General features: G+C 65.8%; 21 protein-coding genes. 10 read left to right on the plus strand and 11 right to left on the minus strand.

The window, feature by feature from the left end:
• Window positions 1–630 (plus strand): TetR/AcrR family transcriptional regulator, encoded by a 630-nt coding sequence (locus ACIBK2_RS04125; protein WP_396963428.1) that lies wholly within the window; start codon window positions 1–3, stop codon window positions 628–630.
• 5 nt (window positions 631–635) lie between these two features.
• Here ACIBK2_RS04125 and ACIBK2_RS04130 read toward each other — a convergent pair whose 3' ends face one another.
• Complete coding sequence (locus ACIBK2_RS04130) at window positions 636–1,202, minus strand: TetR/AcrR family transcriptional regulator (RefSeq protein ID WP_396963430.1); 567 nt, start codon at window positions 1,200–1,202, stop codon at window positions 636–638.
• 200 nt (window positions 1,203–1,402) lie between these two features.
• Between ACIBK2_RS04130 and ACIBK2_RS04135 the strand changes: the two genes are divergently transcribed.
• Window positions 1,403–2,269 carry an MBL fold metallo-hydrolase gene (locus ACIBK2_RS04135; RefSeq protein WP_396963432.1) on the plus strand — a complete coding sequence of 289 codons (867 nt, stop codon included), beginning with the start codon at window positions 1,403–1,405 and terminating at the stop codon, window positions 2,267–2,269.
• Here ACIBK2_RS04135 and ACIBK2_RS04140 read toward each other — a convergent pair.
• The gene (locus ACIBK2_RS04140) at window positions 2,248–2,523 is read right to left on the minus strand and encodes a hypothetical protein (protein WP_396963434.1); all 276 of its coding nucleotides are present in this window, start codon (window positions 2,521–2,523) and stop codon (window positions 2,248–2,250) included. The two genes, ACIBK2_RS04135 and ACIBK2_RS04140, sit on opposite strands and share 22 nt — an antisense overlap.
• Before the next feature lie 60 nt (window positions 2,524–2,583).
• Window positions 2,584–3,093, minus strand: a complete 510-nt coding sequence (locus ACIBK2_RS04145; protein WP_396963436.1) for a hypothetical protein — start codon at window positions 3,091–3,093, stop codon at window positions 2,584–2,586.
• 396 nt (window positions 3,094–3,489) lie between these two features.
• On the opposite strand from ACIBK2_RS04145, the gene ACIBK2_RS04150 reads away from it, so the two are divergent.
• Complete coding sequence (locus ACIBK2_RS04150) at window positions 3,490–4,638, plus strand: serine hydrolase domain-containing protein (RefSeq protein WP_396964038.1); 1,149 nt, start codon at window positions 3,490–3,492, stop codon at window positions 4,636–4,638.
• A 53-nt stretch (window positions 4,639–4,691) separates the two neighbouring features.
• A complete protein-coding gene (locus ACIBK2_RS04155) occupies window positions 4,692–5,048 on the plus strand; it encodes a hypothetical protein (protein WP_396963438.1) in 357 nt (118 codons plus the stop codon).
• Window positions 5,049–5,054: 6 nt separating this feature from the next.
• Here the strand turns inward: ACIBK2_RS04155 and efeB are convergent, their stop codons facing one another.
• Genes efeB through efeU form a run of 3 tightly spaced genes read right to left on the minus strand, consistent with a single transcriptional unit; the run spans window position 5,055 to window position 8,372 of the window.
• Window positions 5,055–6,332, minus strand: coding sequence for an iron uptake transporter deferrochelatase/peroxidase subunit (efeB, locus tag ACIBK2_RS04160; protein ID WP_396963440.1), 1,278 nt, complete (start codon window positions 6,330–6,332; stop codon window positions 5,055–5,057).
• Window positions 6,316–7,449 carry an iron uptake system protein EfeO gene (efeO, locus tag ACIBK2_RS04165; RefSeq protein ID WP_396963442.1) on the minus strand — a complete coding sequence of 378 codons (1,134 nt, stop codon included), beginning with the start codon at window positions 7,447–7,449 and terminating at the stop codon, window positions 6,316–6,318. Before efeO ends, efeB begins: the two co-directional genes overlap by 17 nt.
• Window positions 7,450–7,469: 20 nt before the next feature.
• Window positions 7,470–8,372 carry an iron uptake transporter permease EfeU gene (gene efeU / locus ACIBK2_RS04170; protein ID WP_396963444.1) on the minus strand — a complete coding sequence of 301 codons (903 nt, stop codon included), beginning with the start codon at window positions 8,370–8,372 and terminating at the stop codon, window positions 7,470–7,472.
• 313 nt (window positions 8,373–8,685) lie between these two features.
• On the opposite strand from efeU, the gene ACIBK2_RS04175 reads away from it, so the two are divergent.
• Entirely contained in the window at window positions 8,686–9,093 is a 408-nt protein-coding gene (locus tag ACIBK2_RS04175; RefSeq protein ID WP_396963446.1) for a hypothetical protein, read from the plus strand.
• A gap of 43 nt (window positions 9,094–9,136) precedes the next feature.
• On the opposite strand, the gene ACIBK2_RS04180 is transcribed toward ACIBK2_RS04175, so the two are convergent.
• Window positions 9,137–9,811, minus strand: coding sequence for a response regulator transcription factor (locus ACIBK2_RS04180; RefSeq protein WP_396963448.1), 675 nt, complete (start codon window positions 9,809–9,811; stop codon window positions 9,137–9,139).
• Between the two features lie 59 nt (window positions 9,812–9,870).
• Between ACIBK2_RS04180 and ACIBK2_RS04185 the strand changes: the two genes are divergently transcribed.
• Complete coding sequence (locus ACIBK2_RS04185; RefSeq protein ID WP_396963451.1) at window positions 9,871–10,704, plus strand: phosphatase PAP2 family protein; 834 nt, start codon at window positions 9,871–9,873, stop codon at window positions 10,702–10,704.
• Between the two features lie 11 nt (window positions 10,705–10,715).
• A complete protein-coding gene (locus ACIBK2_RS04190; RefSeq protein ID WP_396963453.1) occupies window positions 10,716–12,149 on the plus strand; it encodes an ATP-binding protein in 1,434 nt (477 codons plus the stop codon).
• A gap of 175 nt (window positions 12,150–12,324) precedes the next feature.
• Here ACIBK2_RS04190 and ACIBK2_RS04195 read toward each other — a convergent pair whose 3' ends face one another.
• Both ACIBK2_RS04195 and ACIBK2_RS04200 read right to left on the minus strand, forming a co-directional pair.
• Window positions 12,325–13,092: a hypothetical protein gene (locus tag ACIBK2_RS04195; RefSeq protein ID WP_396963455.1), complete on the minus strand. Its 768-nt coding sequence runs from the start codon at window positions 13,090–13,092 to the stop codon at window positions 12,325–12,327.
• An 85-nt stretch (window positions 13,093–13,177) separates the two neighbouring features.
• Window positions 13,178–13,963, minus strand: a complete 786-nt coding sequence (locus ACIBK2_RS04200; protein ID WP_396963457.1) for a dienelactone hydrolase family protein — start codon at window positions 13,961–13,963, stop codon at window positions 13,178–13,180.
• 89 nt (window positions 13,964–14,052) lie between these two features.
• On the opposite strand from ACIBK2_RS04200, the gene ACIBK2_RS04205 reads away from it, so the two are divergent.
• A complete protein-coding gene (locus ACIBK2_RS04205; RefSeq protein ID WP_396963459.1) occupies window positions 14,053–14,517 on the plus strand; it encodes a MarR family winged helix-turn-helix transcriptional regulator in 465 nt (154 codons plus the stop codon).
• A 142-nt stretch (window positions 14,518–14,659) separates the two neighbouring features.
• Window positions 14,660–14,914 carry a hypothetical protein gene (locus ACIBK2_RS04210; RefSeq protein ID WP_396963461.1) on the plus strand — a complete coding sequence of 85 codons (255 nt, stop codon included), beginning with the start codon at window positions 14,660–14,662 and terminating at the stop codon, window positions 14,912–14,914.
• Window positions 14,915–14,990: 76 nt separating this feature from the next.
• Here the strand turns inward: ACIBK2_RS04210 and ACIBK2_RS04215 are convergent, their stop codons facing one another.
• Window positions 14,991–15,599, minus strand: a complete 609-nt coding sequence (locus ACIBK2_RS04215) for a CatB-related O-acetyltransferase (RefSeq protein ID WP_396964040.1) — start codon at window positions 15,597–15,599, stop codon at window positions 14,991–14,993.
• Between the two features lie 73 nt (window positions 15,600–15,672).
• The gene (abc-f, locus tag ACIBK2_RS04220) at window positions 15,673–17,280 is read right to left on the minus strand and encodes a ribosomal protection-like ABC-F family protein (protein ID WP_396963463.1); all 1,608 of its coding nucleotides are present in this window, start codon (window positions 17,278–17,280) and stop codon (window positions 15,673–15,675) included.
• Window positions 17,281–17,437: 157 nt separating this feature from the next.
• Here abc-f and ACIBK2_RS04225 point away from each other — a divergent pair, with 157 nt between their 5' ends.
• Complete coding sequence (locus ACIBK2_RS04225; protein ID WP_396963465.1) at window positions 17,438–18,079, plus strand: TetR/AcrR family transcriptional regulator; 642 nt, start codon at window positions 17,438–17,440, stop codon at window positions 18,077–18,079.
• Window positions 18,080–18,108 lie beyond the last annotated feature (29 nt).

The following is an 18,108-nucleotide window of genomic DNA, read 5'->3' on the forward strand; positions in this document are numbered from 1 at the left end:
ATGGAAGAACCCGGGCTGCGCGAGCGCAAGAAGCGCCGCACTCGTGAGGCGATTGCGGAGGCCGCCTTCGCCCTGTTCCAAGAATCCGGGTTCGATGGCGTCTCGGTCGCCGACATCGCCGCCGCCGCCGAGGTATCCAAGCCAACCTTGTTCGCCTACTTCCCTACCAAGGAAGATCTCGTCCTGCGCCGATTCATCAACGGAGGCAGAGGTTCCGCGCTCGTCGTGCGCGAACGCCCCTCCGGCACATCGGCATTGAGCGCACTGCGCCAGTACTTTCTCGACCGCCTCGCCGACCGCGATCCGCTCACCGGACTCAACGACACCCCGGCGGCGATCACCTTCCACAACCTGCTGTATTCGACGCCCGCCCTGATGGCCCACCTGGCCGGCTTCATGCTCGTCCAAGAACAAGACCTCGCCGACGAACTGCTCGCGTCCGGCCAGCCGAGCGACGAGTTCACCGCACACCTTGTAGCGGGCCAGGTCTTCAGCACGCAGCGAATCCTCTCGCACTACAACGCCTTGGCGATACGTTCCGGCCACAGCGCGGACGACATCTATCCCGCGGCGGTCACCCGCGCCGAGACCGCCTTCGGCCTTTTGGAGAGCCAGACGTTCACCCCCTGAACGTGCTAACCGGCGTGCGTGGCGAACAGGTCGTCGACGAGGCGACGGGCGTAGTGGGCGCTCAGGTCGCTGGGGCGAAAGAGTATGCGGTACATCAGTGGGGCGACTACGCGGTCGAGGATCGATTCGACGTCGGGCGCGGATTCGCCGCGAAGGTTGGCGCGGGCCACGATGGTGTCGATTTGTTCGGCGGCGTAGTCGGAGCACCGGCCGGCGTTGGTGCCGTCGGGGTCGCCGAGTAGAGCGTCGCGGATGTAGGCGCGGCCGGGGGGCGAGTTCATTTCTTCCAGGAATTGTTCGGCCCAGACGGTCAGGTCGGCGGCGAGGGTGCCGTGGTCTTCGGGTTCGGTTTCCGGGCGGAGGTGTTCGACCGCGACGTCGGAGAGTAGTTCGCGCAGGTCACCCCATCGGCGGTAGATCGTCGACGGGGTGACTCCGGCGCGGGTGGCGATCAATGGGACGGTGAGCGCGTCGCGGCCGAGTTCGGCCATCAGTTCGTGTGTCGCCGTGTGGACTGTCTGTTGGACGCGGGTGCTTCGCCCGCCAGGACGGACCATCGGTTTGCGGCTCATCTTGTCACCTCACAGTGCGTCGAGCAGGTCAGACAGCTGCGGAGATGGGCTTCTGCCTCTTCGTGCGCCACCTCGGGCGCGGCGAGTGGACATGGGCCCTCGTGGTCGTTAAACGCGAACGGTTTGCGTTAACGTCAGAGTAGGAGCTACCGTTGCTTAACGCAAATCAATAGCGTTTACCCGCAGCCGAAGGAGCTCTCATGACCACATCCCCCTCCTGGACTGTCGGCGACCTCACCATCCATCGCATCGACGAGATCGCGCTGCCACGCCCTACCGGCGCCTGGTTGCTCCCCGCAGCCACCCCCGAGATGGTTGCCGAAAACTCTTGGCTGCAACCAGATTTCGCCGACAACGACGGCATCCTGAATCTGAACAGTCACACCTTCGCCGTGACGATCGATGGGTTGCGTGTGCTGGTCGACACCGGCATCGGCAACGGCAAAACGCGCGCGAACCCGGCCTGGGACAACCTCGACACCGACTACCTACAGCGACTCGACGCGGCCGGATACGCACCAGAATCCATCGATCTCGTCGTGCTGACGCATCTGCACACCGACCACGTCGGCTGGAACACTCAGCGGCACAACGGCAAATGGATTCCGACCTTCCCCAACGCCCGCTACCTCACCTCGCGCACCGAATGGCGATTCTGGGCCGACTACAAGATGGACGAGCCCCGGCAGCAGATGTTCGACGATTCCATCCACCCGATCAATGACGCCGGACTCCTCGACATCCTGGACGTCCCCGATGCGGGCCTGGAGGTAGCCTCCGGACTGCGCCTACTCCCCACCCCGGGCCACACACCCGGACACCTCACCGTCCAACTCGGCGACGCCGCACTCATCACCGGCGACTGCATCCACCACCCCGTCCAATTCGCCGACCCCACCATCGGCAGCTGCGTCGACATCGACCCGCACCAAGCCGAAACCTCTCGCCGCGCCCTGCTCGAATCCCTCACCGGTACAAGCACTCTCCTGCTCGGCACCCATTTCCCGCCACCCACCACAGGTTTCGTCGTCGGTGATGCAGGTGCCTACCGACTCGTCCCGGCCTGAGCGCTCGACCGCAGTCCGTCCAGCACGACGGTGATGATCGGGTCGTCACGTCGAGCCGCCGGTCGGCAAACGGCGAGGTTGAGGATCGTAATCACCTCGGGCGGCGTGATATCCGTCCCCATGCCACCTTCGCGCTGTGCCCCACGCACCAACTCTTCGAGCACCCCGTTCGTCTCCGAAACCGACGCGGCGACACGCGGATTCGGCTCGGCGGTCGCGAGCAGCGAATCCCGCTGCTGATCAACAGGTTTCATGAGCGGATGGTGGCGGATCGCGTCCGCCACCATGGCAGCTCGGGGTCGCGCTACGAACGATCAGTGCTGGCAGAGCCATTCGGTCCCGTAGTGCGCGGCGTTGTCGCCGGTGAGGTGGACCCAGCGGCCGTCTCCCTCGCAGGGCGCGCCCTCGACCCTGTCCTGCGGAGTACTCGAGGTGGGCTCGACCGGCGGCGGAGTGGTTTCGGGGCCGGCCCCGTAGTTCGGGTTGGTGCAGATTGTGCCTTCGCACGGCACCCAGGTGCCGTTACCGTTGGGGTTCTGGATGGCGTTGGGGCCGATGTAACTGCCCAGCGGGCAGCCCGGATCCTGGTTCTTGGCGCAGTATTCCGGGCTCAGGTTGTTGTTGGTGGAGCCGTCGGCGCCGCGCTGCTGCGGGCTGGTGAGCGGTGGTGCCACCGTCGTGGTGATGGGGATAGTGGTGGTCGGTGCCGCCGAGGTAGTGGTTGTCGCCTTCGGCGTGGTGGTGCTCGGTGTCGAGTTGTCCGAACAGGCTGCCGCACCCCAGATGGCGACCATCCCGACCAGGACTGTCAGTACACGTTTCATCGTTCCCGCCTCTCTCGAAAGAACCACGAACCCCTTGCCGGTATTGGTGCCGCCGGGCGATCAGCGGATGCAATCGCGCAGACAAGTCTTCAGGTGGGCGTGCTCGCCAGGACAAACCGCCAGCCCGTAGCGGTGTGTCTCCCGATCGGTGGAGTACCCGAGTCTGTTTACGGTGACCGCTCGACGTGTTTCCGGCTGAGTGACGAAGGTAGGCGAATCGGCCGGTCCAACCGATCAGTGGGGCTGCCGGAACGACACGCTGGTGGGGCCAGCACGAAGGGAAAGTAGGGTGCCTGCTGGATAGGAGAGAACCCCGGCTGCTCATAGCGTGAACCAAGTCCACAACAGAAGGGAATCACCTTGCGCATCAGGGTTTGTGATCGATCGTTGGCCACCGTGGCGGTGACCGGAGCATTGGTCGCCCTCATGGTCACGTCTTGCAGTTCCACCGGAACCGCACCAGCCGGGCCCGCCGCCGATACCGGACGGGCGAAAATCACTGAGGCCCTGAACAATCTGATCTCAGTAGACCATCTGCCCGGCGCGCAAATCGTGGTCACCGATCACGGTCAGGTGTGGAGCGCGACCGCCGGAGCAGGCAACGTCGAGCAGGGCACGCCATTCCCAGATAACGCTCGAGTCCGGATCGCCAGCAACACAAAGACATTCGTGTCGACGGTGATGCTGCAACTGGTAGCCGAGGGCAAGGTCGAGCTGGATGCGCCGGTGGAACGGTATCTGCCGGGCGTTGTGCACGGGCCGGGGATCGACGGGAATCGGATCACGATCCGAAACCTGTTGCAGCACACCAGCGGAATCCCCGAATATGCGGCGGAGTTCGGAACGACGCCCAAGCCCGGGCAGATCGAGACCCACGACGAGCAAGTGCGTTGGGGGAAAACAGATATCGCCGAAGTCGTCCGCAACGCCCTCACCGCGCCCGCCGATTTCGAACCCGGCGCACAGTGGGCCTATTCCAACACCAACTACGCCATCGCGGGCATGATGATCGAAAAGATCACCTCGAGCACGATCGGCGCGCAGATCACCCACCGCATCATCGAGCCTCTCGGCCTACCCGACACCTACTATCCCGAGCCTGATGAAACCGACATTCGCGGCCCACATCCCCTGGGCTACACCGAAATCGACGGCAAACTGATCGACTACACCAACCAGAACGTCACCTCGGCAGGCGCAGCGGGAGCAATGGTCTCGACCGGCGCAGACCTCAACCGTTTCTTCACCGCACTCCTGGACGGAACCCTGCTGCCACCAGCTCAACTGGCCGAAATGAAAACTACTGTCCCCCTCGGCATTCCGGGCCCACCCACCGGCTATGGCCTAGGCCTCCTCTACCAACAACTCTCCTGCGGTAAAGACAGCTGGGGCCACGGCGGCGACATCGACGGCTTCGAAACCCGCGGCGGCATAACCACCGACGGACGCTCGGTCACCGTAATCGCCAACCAGGTCCCCACCACTTCAGCGCCCACCAACCACATCAACGAACTCGTCGACACTGCCCTCTGCCCCACGCCCTGACAACTACCGTTCGCCAGCCGTGATTGTCGGTGCCGCAGGGCATGATCTGGCCTATGAGCTTCGACATGCTGGTCTGGGAAGGCGAACAGCCGGACAACGACGCTGACCTGCACAACGTGCTGGACAGCTTGTCCAGATATCGGGAAGGGCGAGTTGTCAGGGACGAGAAGCCCGATCCGCCCAGCCCGAAGATCGCGGACTTCGTGCGGGCCCTGCTGCGGCGCTGGCCGGACTGCCGCGAGGAGGGTAGTCCGTGGTCCTCCGGCGGGACCGGAGACGCGGACGGCTCGTCCCTGAATATCCATATCCGCTGGGGCAGGGAAGACGAGGTCGCGCCCTTCGTGGCCGGATTGGCGAAGGTGCACGGCCTCGTCTGCTACGACCAGCAGCAGGGCTGCTTACGTCCGTAGCCGGGATCAACTCGAGAACAGAGTCGATCCCCAGTAGTCGTCTGCCCCGAGCCCCGGCGGTACCGCGAAGACCGCTGAGCCAACGTGTTTGATGTATTCGTTGAGCGCGTCGTTGCGGGCGAGGTTCTGCTGCATCGGGACGAACTGGGTGAGCGGGTTGCGACAGTAGGCGATGAAGAACAGGCCTGCGTCGAGGTGACCGAAACCGTCGGAACCGTCGGTGAAGTTGTAGCCGCGGCGCAGGATTTGGATGCCGCCGAGTTCTTCGGCGGAGGCCAAGCGCACGTGGGCATCCTTGTCGACCAGTGGTCCGGATGGTCCGGCCGACTGCAGATCGAGTTCGTCGAACTCGTCCTTGCCGCCCATCGGTGCGCCAGTACCCTTGGTGCGTCCGATGACTCGCTCCTGCTCATGCAGCGTGGTGCGATCCCACGGCTCGATCAGCATGCGGATCCGGCGGGTCACCAGATACGAGCCGCCCGCCATCCAGGCCTGATCGTCGCCGCGATCGACCCAGACGAACTTGTCGACGGTGTCGTGATCCTCGGCCTTGATGTTTCGCGTTCCGTCCTTGAACCCGAGCAGGTTTCGCGCCGTCACCTGACTGGTCGAGGTCGAGGACGTGCGACCGAACCCGAGCTGCGACCAGCGCACCGACACCGCACCGAATCCGACGCGCGCGAGGTTGCGGATGGCGTGCACCGCGACCTGCGGGTCGTCCGCACACGCCTGGATGGCGATTTCGCCACCGCTGCGCGCCGGTTCGAGCGCGTCGCCGGTGAACTTCGGTAAATCGGTGAGCGCCTTCGGTTTACGCGACGCGATCCCGAACCGGTCGACGCCGTCGGCGGTGGTGAACAGCGACGGACCGAACCCGATCGTCAGCGTGAGCCGCGAGGGCGACAGATCCAGCGCCTCACCGGTATCGGTCGGCGGTTTGTACGTCCCGGCACCGATGGCACCGTCGGGCGCGGCCTCGCGACCCGAGGTCATCCGCTCCGCCATCAACGTCCAGGTCTTGAGCAGATCGACCAGCTCGGCGCGCGATTTAGTGTGCACGTCGAACACCGCGAAATGCAGCCGGTCCTGCGCGGGCGTAACGATGCCCGCCTGGTTGGTGGCGCGGAACGGCACCACCCCGGAGGTGGCGGCCGCCGAGGCCGGGCTGGACATGCGCCCGGCCAGCACCCCGGCCCCGGCCGCCGCGACACCGATTCCTGCTGACCCGATCAGGCCGCGGCGCGAGATGCCGCCGCGACCTGCGGTCTCACGATCCCGCGACAACGCCCTGCACCTGACTCACCACCGCGGACAACGCATCGATCTGGCGCGCTAGCGCGGCGCGCTGATCGTTGTTGACCGTCTCGTAACTGACATGACCGTCGCCCTGCCGGTACTTGGCCAGCTCGCTGTCGAGCTCGGCGAAGCGCCGGTCGATCTGCGTGCCCAGATCGGCGTTGCGCTCATCGAGGATCGGCCGCAGGCTGGCGATCGCCGCCTGGGAACCGTCGACGTTGGCCTGGAAGTCCCACAGGTCGGTGTGCGAGAACGTGTCCTCTTCACCGGTGATCTTGGTGCGCGCGATCTCGTCGAGCAGACCCTGCGCACCGCCGGCGACCTGCACCGGGTCGACGGTGTAGGCTGCCGCGTTCACGCCGGCCACCAGTTCCCCGATATCGGTGAGGAGCTGGTCTGCCATTTGATTGGTGTCGGGCTGCAGACCCTGTGTCCAGAGATCCTTTTCCAGCCGGTGGAATCCGGTCCACTTGTCGCCGGGGACGACATCGGCTTCGCGGAGATCCAAGCGCGGATCCAGATTGTCGGGGAAGCTCTCGGCGACCGGTTCGATGCGTTCGTAATAGGTGCGGGCCACCGGGTACTGCTTCTTGGCCGACGCGATATCACCGGACTTGATCGCCGCGACAAACGATTTCGTGGTTTCCTGCAGCGCGGTCACCTGGCTCACCAGATACCGCTTGTAGCCGTCGGCCGCCTCGGCGAGTTTGCCGGTCTCGTCACGCTTTTGCGCCTCGCCGGTCACCGTGAAATCGTGCCGGATACCGTCGCCGACCATGCCCGGCTTGCACGCGGTCTGGTATTTGCCAGGATCGGGCACCGACACGATCAACTGGCGGGTGAGCCCGGGGCCGATGTTCTCGACCTCACCGATGACGCGCTCGCCGGTGCCGTACACGTAGAACTCGGTGACCTTGGTCCCGTTGTTGGCGATCCGGAAGGTCACCGTGCCGGTTTCGGCCGAATCCTTGGCCACCGCGCAGGTGGAGTCGTCGGCGGTGACCGCGATATCGCCCGCCGACGCGGCGTCCGTCTTACTGGTGCAGGACACCAACAACGCAGGGACTGTCACCGCGACTGCTATCGGGAAAATGGAGAAACGCACGGAGAGTGGACCTTTCGTTGTCACGGCTTGGCCGCGGTATCTGTCGAAGAGCGAGTCACGTGGTTCGCGCCCGCGGTGGCCGGCACCGGGCGCAGAAACAGGAACAGCACCACGACCACGTAGAGCAGCCAGGCGAGCGCCTGCAGCACCGTCGGGTCGGCGCGGAAGTTGAAGATGCCCTGCGCGACCGTGCCGTACCAACTCGACATCGAGAACCACGACGAAATGTCGAACGCGTTGTGCGCCAATCCCGGCAGCCAGTCCGCGGTCTGCAGCGCTCGAATGCCGTAGGCGAGAATTCCCGCGGCGACCACGATCAACAGCACGCCGGTGTATTTGAAGAAGGTGGCGAAATTGATCCGAACGGCGCCCAGATACATCAGCACGGTCAGCGCCGCCGCGACGACAATTCCCAGCAGCAGGCCGATCAAGGGCCATTGACTGCCCGCGGTGTTCTCGGCGTATCCGACCATCAACAGCGCGGTCTCCACACCCTCGCGCCCGACCGCGAGAAACGCCAACATGGCGACCGCTACCGGACCGACGTCGAGCGCGTGCGCCAGACCCGCTTTCAAATCCCCCGAAATGGACCGGGACGCGGTCCGCATCCACAGGACCATCCAGGTCACGATCACGACCGCGGCCAGCGACGCGAGCCCGGCGATCAGCTCCGCGGCGATGCCGGTGACGGTGGAGGTGCCGTAGCGGATGCCGACGAAGATCGCGACGACCATCGCGACGGCAGCGCCCACCCCCGCCGCGACCCACTTCAACGACTCGCGGCGCTGCGACTTCACCAGAAAGGCCACCAAAATCATGACCACGATTCCGGTTTCGAGCCCCTCACGCACTCCGATCAAACCGCTGCCGAACAATTGAGCGGCGACCGAAGGTGCGCCGGAAGCAAACGCCTGCTCTGTCACATCCACTCCCAGTCCAACCAAACCCAGCCTAACCACAGTTCGGCAAGGCAAACCTAGTGTTGCACGCAGATCGGCACTTTTGAAACCCGGTCCGGAAAGGTCGGCGCGCCGTACCGTTCCCGGCCGGCGTCAACCCATCCGCGCGAGTTCCCGGTTGCGCAGTGCACGATCCAGCGGAAACACCGGCGCCGATCCGCGCGGGCCGCGCGAACTGGGGAACGCGCGTGCTTATGAAATTGGTTGCCTTGCCTGACAATTGAGCGACGGCATGACGATGCGCTCGTCATCCGGTGACGCTCCCCTGGAGGGCTCGATGACTTTCGTGACTGCGCTATTGATGGCCGGCTTCCTCGGGGCGATGCCGCTGCCCGCCGCGCAAACCGGCGCGGTCTGGCTGCACGACGACAGCTACGTGTCGGCAGGCAAGGCCAATGCCTATATCGACGTGCAGTGCCCGAAGGGGCAACAGGGCTGGACCCTGACCGTCCACCTCACCGCCGTCAAACCCGGACAGCCCACCGCCACCGGCTCGCTGACCTCGAAAGTAACCTGCGACGGCGAAACCCAATGGCACCAGCACCCGGTCACCGTCCGCCCCGACAAGACACCGTTCTTCGCCAGCCACAACGAGCAGAACGCGGGCGTCGCCGAACTCCGCGACCCCACCGGCACCCTGGTCGGCACCAATAGCAAGCGGATGACCTTCTACGCCTGGGACTAGCCGCCGACGAGCACAGCCAGCGCGGTCGAGGCGCATCGGCAGGTCAGCCGATATCGAGGAGGCGGTAGCCGACGCCGCGGATGGTTTCGATGGTGGCCAGGCCGAAGGGGGTGTCGATCTTGCGACGTAGGTACCCGACATACACCTCGACGACATTGTCGGATCCTTCGTAGTTGCTGTCCCACACGCCGCGCAGGATGTCGTTCTTGGTGACGACGTCGCCCTTGTGCCGGATCAGGTATTCGAGCACGCCGTATTCGCGTGGGGTCAGCGAGATTTCGTGTTCGGTGCGGGTCACGATTCGGCTGGCCGGGTCTACCGACAGAGTGCCCGCGGTGAGGATCGCGGGGCGTTCCGGTGCGCCGCGGCGGACCAGGGCGCGCAGGCGGGCGATGAGGATGACGAACGAGAAGGGCTTGGTGAGGTAGTCGTCGGCGCCGAGATCGAAGGCGTCGGCCTGGTCGTATTCGCCGTCCTTGGCCGAGAGCATCAGGACCGGCGTCCAGACCTGACGTGCGCGCAGTTCGCGCACGATCTGATATCCGTGTTTGCCGGGCAGCATGATGTCGAGCACCAGCACGTCGAAGTCGCCGGAGGCGGCCAGTTCCAGGCCGTCGAATCCGTCATGGGCGACCTCCACGACGAAACCCTCGGCCGTCAAGCCGCGACGCAGCGTCTCGGCCAAGCGGACCTCGTCGTCGATCACCAGTACGCGCACCCACCACCGCCCTCTGTGCTCTCAGTGTTTCCACAGCGGCTCGCGCCGAGACTGCGAGCATGTCCATCATTCTCGACCTCGTCGACAGCACGGTACGCGAGATCACCACCGAGGCGGCCACCGCGGAAATCACCCTTTCGATAGGTGCGGCCGGTGCCGCGGCGATCGTGACGTCACTGCTCGCCGATCGGTGGCGACCGGCGCACAGCCTCGGGCACACCACGGTTCGGCGGCTCGTGCGCGCGGTGGCCGTGCTCGCGATGTTCATCGAATTGGCTGTGCACGCCTCGAGTTCCGGCTGGTTGACCGGCGCCGACGCCGCGGTGCTCGACTGGTTTACGGCAAATCGGTCGCCAGGGTGGACCTCCGGCGCACGCGCCATCACCACGGTGGGCGATCCGATGGGCATCGCGGTGCTCGGCATCGTGGTGGCGACCATGCTCGCGTGGCGGGCGCGTAGCGCGGTGCCGATGGTGCTGGTCCTCGGCATCGTGGCGGTTTCCTCGGCGGCGAGCACGATCACCAAGGGGCTGGTCGGGCGGGCGCGTCCACCAGCCGTCGTGCAGTTGATGTCGGAGACCGATATGGCGTTTCCCTCCGGGCATGTCACGGGTGCCACGGCGCTCGCGGGAGCAGTGGCGCTTGTGTATCTCAGCGCGCATCGGTCGGCCGTGCGGCGCGTTGTCGCGGTGGTATTGGTTGTTGTTGTGGCGCTCGTAGTTTCGGCGACCCGCCTGTACCTGGGTGTCCATTGGCTCACCGACGTCGTCGGTGGCGCGGTGCTGGCGTGTTCTGTGGTGTTGATCGGCGCGGCCGTGCGGCCCTACCTGCGGTGGGGATTGCGGCGACACACCGATGCGGCGGATGCGCCGTTCGCGGGGCACAGCACGTAAAGGTGGTCACGATGAAGCCACTCGCGTCACGTCGACGGCACGGCCACGGGTTCCTCGATGCCGCAACGCGATTGCTCGACGCGATCACTCACCCGACCAGATGGGGGCTGAGGGTGCGTTCGGCGCTCATCGTCACCGTCGTCATCACCGCGGGACTCGCCATCGCGGCGCTGTCGTTGACCTATGTGCTGTATCGGTCGTTGATCACCGCGTCCGACGACGCCGCGGCCGACCGGATCCGGCAGATCGAGGGACAACTCACCCTCACCTCCCCCGCCGAACTGGACCGCGGTGCGCTGGCCACCGACAACCGCGTCTCGATCGTGCAGATCATCGATCAGAACGGACAGGTGGTGCAAGGGTCCGCCGGAAGCCCCACCGCGCCGATCACCGACAGCCGACCGCATCCGGACGCCATCGCGCACGACCTGCCTGCGACGTCCGGGGCCGAGGAAGGACGGGTGAGCGCGGCGACCGTCGGTGCCTACACCATCGTCGTCGCCACCGATCAGGAAGAGGTCGAGCGCACCATCAAGCTGGTCGCTGTCCTGGTCGCGCTCGCCACCCCGTTCATCGTCGCGCTCGCCGCGCTGGCCACCTACCTGCTGGTCGGACGATCCCTGCGCTCGGTCGAAGACATCCGAACCCGCGTCGCCGCCATCACCAGCGCCGACCTCACCGATCGCATCCCGGTGCCACCCCAACGCGACGAAATCGCTTCTCTCGCACGCACTATGAACGACATGCTGACCCGGATCGAGGCCGGGCACAGCGCGCAACGCCGCTTCATCAGCGACGCTTCCCACGAACTGCGCAGCCCCCTCACCACCATCACCGCCGCCCTCGAACTCGGTCGCACGCGACCCACCGTGCTCGACGCCGCCATGCTCGACGACACCCTGCTCCCCGAGGCCGAGCGGATGCGCCACCTCATCGAGGACCTGCTGCTGCTAGCGCGCGCCGACGAAAACGCCCTCACCCACCGACACACAGACATCGACCTCGACGACATCCTCACCACCGAGGTCGCACGCACCCGCACCACCACCGCGCTGACCATCGAGGTCACCGTCGAGCCTGCGCGCATGACCGGCGACCCCACCCAGATCGCCCGGGCGGTACGCAACCTGCTCGACAACGCCACCCGCTACGCCACCAGCACCATCTCGGTCCGATTGCGGCAGGACGGCGGCTCGGCGCATATCGAGATCGCCGACGACGGACCGGGCATCGCCGCGAACGAGCACCAACGCGTTTTCGACCGCTTCTACCGACCAGACCACGACCGTGGCCGTGGCACCGGCGGCACCGGACTCGGCCTCGCCATCGTCGCCGAAATCATCGGCGCCCACCACGGCACCGTCCGCGTCGACGCCAACATTCCCACCGGCACCATCGCCATCATCGACCTGCCGCTCGCCCACATCTGGTCCAGCACTTCGTGAACCAATGGCGATGGCCCCCGAACCAAACTGGTTCGGGGGCCTCAACCAGCAAAGGTACACCGAGAATCGGTTGCTCTGCGGGGAATTCACCAAAAATCTACCGACGTGGTACTCATCGCGTCATTCCTCGCAATTCGCCCACCCTGCCCCGACCAGGGACACGCCCGGCAGTTCGTCAGCACCAGGGCAGACGCACCGCTTCGAGGTCCGGTGCCGATTGCAGCGCCTCGATCAACTCGGGCGGGCCTGCCACCTTCGTTCCGCAGAGATCCCAATCGGACCAGGTGATCCAAGATCGGTCGGCGGCCCAGACATTCGAGGGTGAGCCGGAGCCATTCGGATGGTCGTACAGGTCCACGGCGTCGCCGAGGGGGCCCGACACAGTGACTCCGGTGTCGAACTCCCCGCTGACCGCCGGAGCGAAATAGGCAACGCACGGCGTGTCCGCACCGCCCGGGGACCACGCGATCAGCACCTCGATCAGCACCTGCCACGACTCCCGGTCGAGTGAGCCCTCGGCGGGCGGGCTGATGCTTACCGGCCAGCTCCCGCGCAGGCGTGCGCCGGACAGGCTGCGGAAACTGGGGTACTGCCCCTCGACGACCGCCGCCTCGCCCAGCCGAGCCGCGAGTTCGGTCCAGCGCAACCGCCGCCAGCCCGGTCCGGGATGCTCGGAGCGGCCCAGATCGTTGCCGGGTACGGACGTGCTGGCGTCGAAGTCGACGCCGCCGATGATCGTCGGCTGCACGAGCCCGGCCGCCAGTCGCTGCCGTAGCTGCTCGTCGTATGTGAGTTCCGTTGCGCCCAACTCATGCTCGTACATCGCGTGCAACAGCCACACCGCGTCGGGCCGCGAGTCGATTTCGTACCCGCACCACCCGAGATCGGTTTCCGGCGTGCCGAGCCACGAAACCAGCTCCCGATCCGCAACATTCCAGGTCACAGCGGGCAAGCGTACCCAGCACTGAGCCCGCCGCGATCAAACAGTGGCGTGTCTGAACAGACTGCTGCCAATTGGGCTTCGAGGCTCAGCTGTTGGCCAGGGCGCGCGCGAGGAGGGGAAGCAGGCGATCCCAGTGACGTTGGAGGGCAGCGGGATTGAAGGCGTCGGTGTCGGACATGGTGAAGCCGTGGACGGTGTTGGGGTAGAGCTCGGCGGTGCTGCCGAGGCCGACGGCGTCCAGGGCCTGGTTGAGTAGGTCGACAGACTCGGGTGGCATGTCGTTTTCGGCGAGGCCGAGGTGGAGTTGGGTGGGGAGTTCGGGGATGAGGAGGTGGGGGCTGTCGGGGGCGTCGGTGACCAAAGCGCCTGGGTGGAATCCGGCTACGGCGGCTACTCGGTCAGGGAAAGCGGCTGCGGTGCGCATCGCCACGACGGCGCCGAGGCAGTAGCCGATCACGGCGACCGCGCCGGGGGTGACCTCCGGCTGGGTGGCGAGGAAATCGAGGTAGGCGTCGGCGTCGAGCAGAACACGTTCGGTGGTGTGTGCCATGACCAGAGGGATCAACTGGGCGGCGATCGCGGGTCGGATCTCGTGGGTGATGTGCTCGGGAAGTTCGACCAGAGGTGTCGGGCCGTTGCGGTACAAGAGATTAGGGATGAGCACGTAATAGCCGTGCTCGGCCAGTTCGCGGGCTCGCTGTTCGAGCACGGGTCGTATGCCGAAGACATCCATGTACAGCAGCACTGCCGGGTGCCGCGCGCCGTCGTCGGGGAATGCAGCGAACGCGTCGGCCTGGCCGTCTGGCGTGGGAATCTGCAGTGTCTTGGTCTCGGTGGAAATAGTGGATCTTCCTTTCTCGGGCTGCTGCACAGCCGCTCCATCGTTAGTGAGATAAACGTTCTAGGCGCTAACGAACATAGAACGTTAGTGGCACTAACGCAAGTGGGTATGCTGGATCCATGACTACGACGTCACCGCGTTTGCGCGCCCTGCCCAGCCGGCTGTTGAGTCAGGCCGCGACCCATAGCGATCGACTGGTGTCCGACGGCCTCGCGCAGATCGGCGCACGCAAGTGGCACTACGCGGTGCTGGCCACGCTGGCCGACACGGGCCCGGCGAGCCAGGCCGAAATGAGCAGGCGCACCGGCATCTACCGCAGCGACATGGTCGCGGTGCTCAACGAACTCGAGCGCGACGGATACGCCCAACGAGTCCCCGACCCGGACGACCAGCGACGCAACGTCATCACACTGACCAAAGCGGGCACCAAGCGTCTCCACGAACTCGATGCCGTATTAGCCGACCTGCAACAGGAACTGCTCACCCCGCTCACCGCGACACAACGCGAACAACTCGCCGCACTACTGACCCAACTCGTCGACCATCACGACGGTCGTCACGACCGCGACCCGAGTTCGGCGTAGCCGACCAGGTAGTCCGTTTCCGAAACTTCAGGTATTCGGTACTCGTGCGACGGGTCGATGATCGGTGGACGCTGGCAGTTGCCCGATACCGATTCAGCTGGAGGTGCCCCTCGTGGCCGCATTATGGATTCGCACGCGCCGGATGGTGCTGCCCAACACGTTCCGAGATATCAACGACCTGAAGGCCAGCATTGTGCCGGTGTTGGTACAAAGCCACTTCGATCATGTCGTGAACACCGACGGCGAGGTGGCCGGGAATCGAGGGCCCATCCGCCTTTCGGTCGTGTACTTGCCCATCGCTGGACGAGAGTTCTACCAGCAGATCATTGCCGCCGGCGACGACGCCGATGTCACGTTGGGTGTAGTCGAGGACATTCAGCGCCAGATCTCGATTTAGATCGCGAGCATGTTCCGGTCGGCGGCTCGGATGGTGCCGCCCTCGGCTCACGTGTCGGTACGCACTGCGGTATCACTCATTTCAGGTTTGCGGCGGCGGCTTCGAGGTCGGCGATGTTGCCGGACATGATTGTTCGGATGTGTTCGGTGAGGTGGTCGACGGGCCAGTCCCACCAGGACACTGCCAGCAGGCGGGCGATGTCCTTGTCTTCGTAGCGGGTTCGGATGAGGCGGGCTGGGTTGCCGCCGACGATGGCGTAGTCGGGTACGTCGCTGACGACGACGGAGGCGGTGCTGATGATCGCGCCGTGGCCGATCTGGACGCCGGGCATCACCGTTACGCCGTTGCCGAACCAGACGTCGTTGCCGACGATGGTGTCGCCTCGGCTCGGCAGACCGGTGAGCAGGTCGAAGTGGTCTGACCAGGAGCCGCCCATGGTGGGGAACGGGAATGTCGACGGGCCGTCCATGCGGTGGTTGGCGCCGTTCATGATGAAGCGGGTTCCGGTGCCGAGCGCGCAGAACTTTCCGATGATCAGTTTGTCCGGTCCGTAGTGGTACAGCACATTTCGGGTTTCGAACGCGGTTGGATCGTCCGGGTCGTCGTAGTACGAGTACTCCCCCACCTCGATCAGCGGTGAGGTGACCAGCGGCCGCAACTGCACGACTCGCGGCTGGCCGGGCATGGGGTGGAGCACGGTCGGGTCGGCGGGAAGGTTGGGCACAGCGAAACTCCTTCGGTGCGTGGGTGATCGGATGTCAAACGGACGCCGAAGCGCGCAGGTCGAGGCGGGCTCCTCGCCAGCGGGTACGTAGCCGACGATCATGGCTGACGATGACGAGGGCGCCCCGGTATTCGGCCAGGGCTGTTTCCAGCTCTTCGACGAGACCGGGTGACAAGTGGTTGGTGGGCTCGTCGAGCAGCAGCACATCGACGGGCTCAGTTACCAACCGCGCCAAGGCAAGTCGCTGCCGCTGCCCGGTGGACAGGTTCTCGGCGCGCGTCGAGAACTGAGCGCGATCGAACAGGCCCAGCGACATCAATCGTTCGGCATGCTCGTCGGCTTGTCCTGCGCGACCGCGGGCGAAAGCTGCCAATAGCGTGTCCCCTGGTTCGGCGGGACGCGGCTCTTGTGCGAGGTAACCGACTGTCCCGCTGCGGGTTACGGTGCCTTCGTCCGGGACGAGCACACCTGCCAGCACGCGCAGCAACGTGGACTTGCCCGCACCGTTCGGACCGGTGATCAGCAAGCGGTCACCCGCATCGAGCGTGACACTCGTCCGATCGAGCCTGCCCGCGACGGCGATGTCGGTGGCGTCGAGCACGCTGCCCTGCACCCCTCCGGCCCGCACAGCAGGAGCGAAACGCAGCGGTTCCGGCGGCGCAGGCACCGGGTCGGCGAGCAAGCGACGCAGCCGTTCCTCGGCATTGCGAACCCGGCTGGCCAGCGACTGCTGCACCCGTCCCCCGGCCCGGTCGTAGGCCATCTTGTTGTTGTCCTTCATCGCCCGGCCCGGCGCGACGTCACGCGCCGTGGTGGCGGCGACCTCGCGCAGCCGATCGGCGTCGGCCTGCCATTGCGCGTGCGCCTGCACCCACCGCTGCCGCGCCGCCGCCTTCTCGGTCAGAAATCCCGCATAACCGTTGCCGTAGCGGATAACTCGCTGCCGGTCCGCGTCGACTTCCAGGAGGCTGGTCGCGACCCGTTCGAGGAAGACCCGGTCGTGCGAGACCGTCACCGTGGTGCCGCGGCGGGCGCGCAGGTGGTCTTCCAGCCAGGTCAGGGCGTCGCCGTCGAGGTGGTTGGTCGGCTCGTCCAGCAACAGCACCTCGGTGCCTGCCGCCAGCACCGCGGCCAGGCGCAGCCGGATCTGCTCGCCACCGGACAGCCCGTCGACCGTGCGGTCGCGGTTCACCAGGTCCAAGCCGAGTCCGTGCAGCGCTCGTTCCACCCGAGCGTCGGCGTCGTAGCCGCCGCGAAACTCGAAAACTGTTGTCAGTTCGCCATATTCAGCTATCCGCGACTCATCGCCCACGGCCATCGCGTCCCCGAGGCGGCGCAACCGCTGCTCGATCGCGCGTAGCTCGCTCAGCGCTCGGTCGATGACTTGCTGGACGGTCATCCGCGGCGGCAGCTGCTCGTCCTGGCTGAGGTAGCCGATACCGCCGTCGGCGTGGACGACGATCTCGCCATGATCGGGCCGCTCCCGCCCGGCGAACAGCCGCAGCAGGGTGGTCTTGCCGGATCCGTTTTCGCCGACGATGCCGGTGCGCTCACCGGCGGCCAGCGAACACGTCACCTCATCGAGAACGCACTTGCCGTTATAGGACTTGCTGACCGCGAGCGCGGTGATCTGGGTTCGCATATGCACACTCCGAAGCATTCGAGGAAGACACGGTCATGGGGAACCGCAGGACCGGGTGAACACTTCGGATGAGCATCGGCTGACCTCACTAGTGCGACTGATGTTGCATTAGTATGGTGCCACAGCCCGCCCCCATCGAGCAACCGGACAGGCGACAATGAGTTCCACACCCGCTGCACCAGCGCCCCGACCTCGGCCGGGTGGCCGAACCGCCCGTATCCGCGACCAAGTCCTCGAGGCGGTCCGCGCCGAGCTGACCGAGCACGGTTACGACGCGCTCACGGTGGACACCGTCGCCGCCCGCGCGGGCGTGCACCGCACCACGGTGTATCGCCGCTGGCACGATGTCGGCGGTCTGATCACCGATGTGTTCGACGCGGCGAGCGATATGGAATGGCATCCCCGCGACACCGGCTCGCTGCGCGACGACCTGGCGGCGCTCAACCAGGAGATCCAGGATTCACTGCTCGAGGAACCGTCCTTCGCGGCGGCACTGATCGCGATCTCATTCCGCTCCGAAGCGGCCGCCGGTGCACTGCGGCGATTGTGGGAGGGCCGATATACGCAGTGCGAGATCGTCATTCAGCGAGCGATCGAGCGCGGCGAACTCGCGCCTCCCGTCGACGCGCGCGCCCTACTGATCGCCGCTACCTCGCCGATCTACCACCAACTGGTGCTGCTGCGCACCCCGCCTGACCCGCAACTCCCCGACTACGCGGCCGCCGGTGCCGCGCTCGCCGCACAGTCCGGCGCGTTCACCAGCCCGCCCACAATGGACACCCCCGGACTCCTCAGTTGACAACCCACGAACATCCGTTGTCGACGGGC

The sequence above is a fragment of the Nocardia sp. NPDC050175 genome (assembly GCF_044459885.1).
In the GTDB taxonomy this organism is placed as follows: domain Bacteria; phylum Actinomycetota; class Actinomycetes; order Mycobacteriales; family Mycobacteriaceae; genus Nocardia.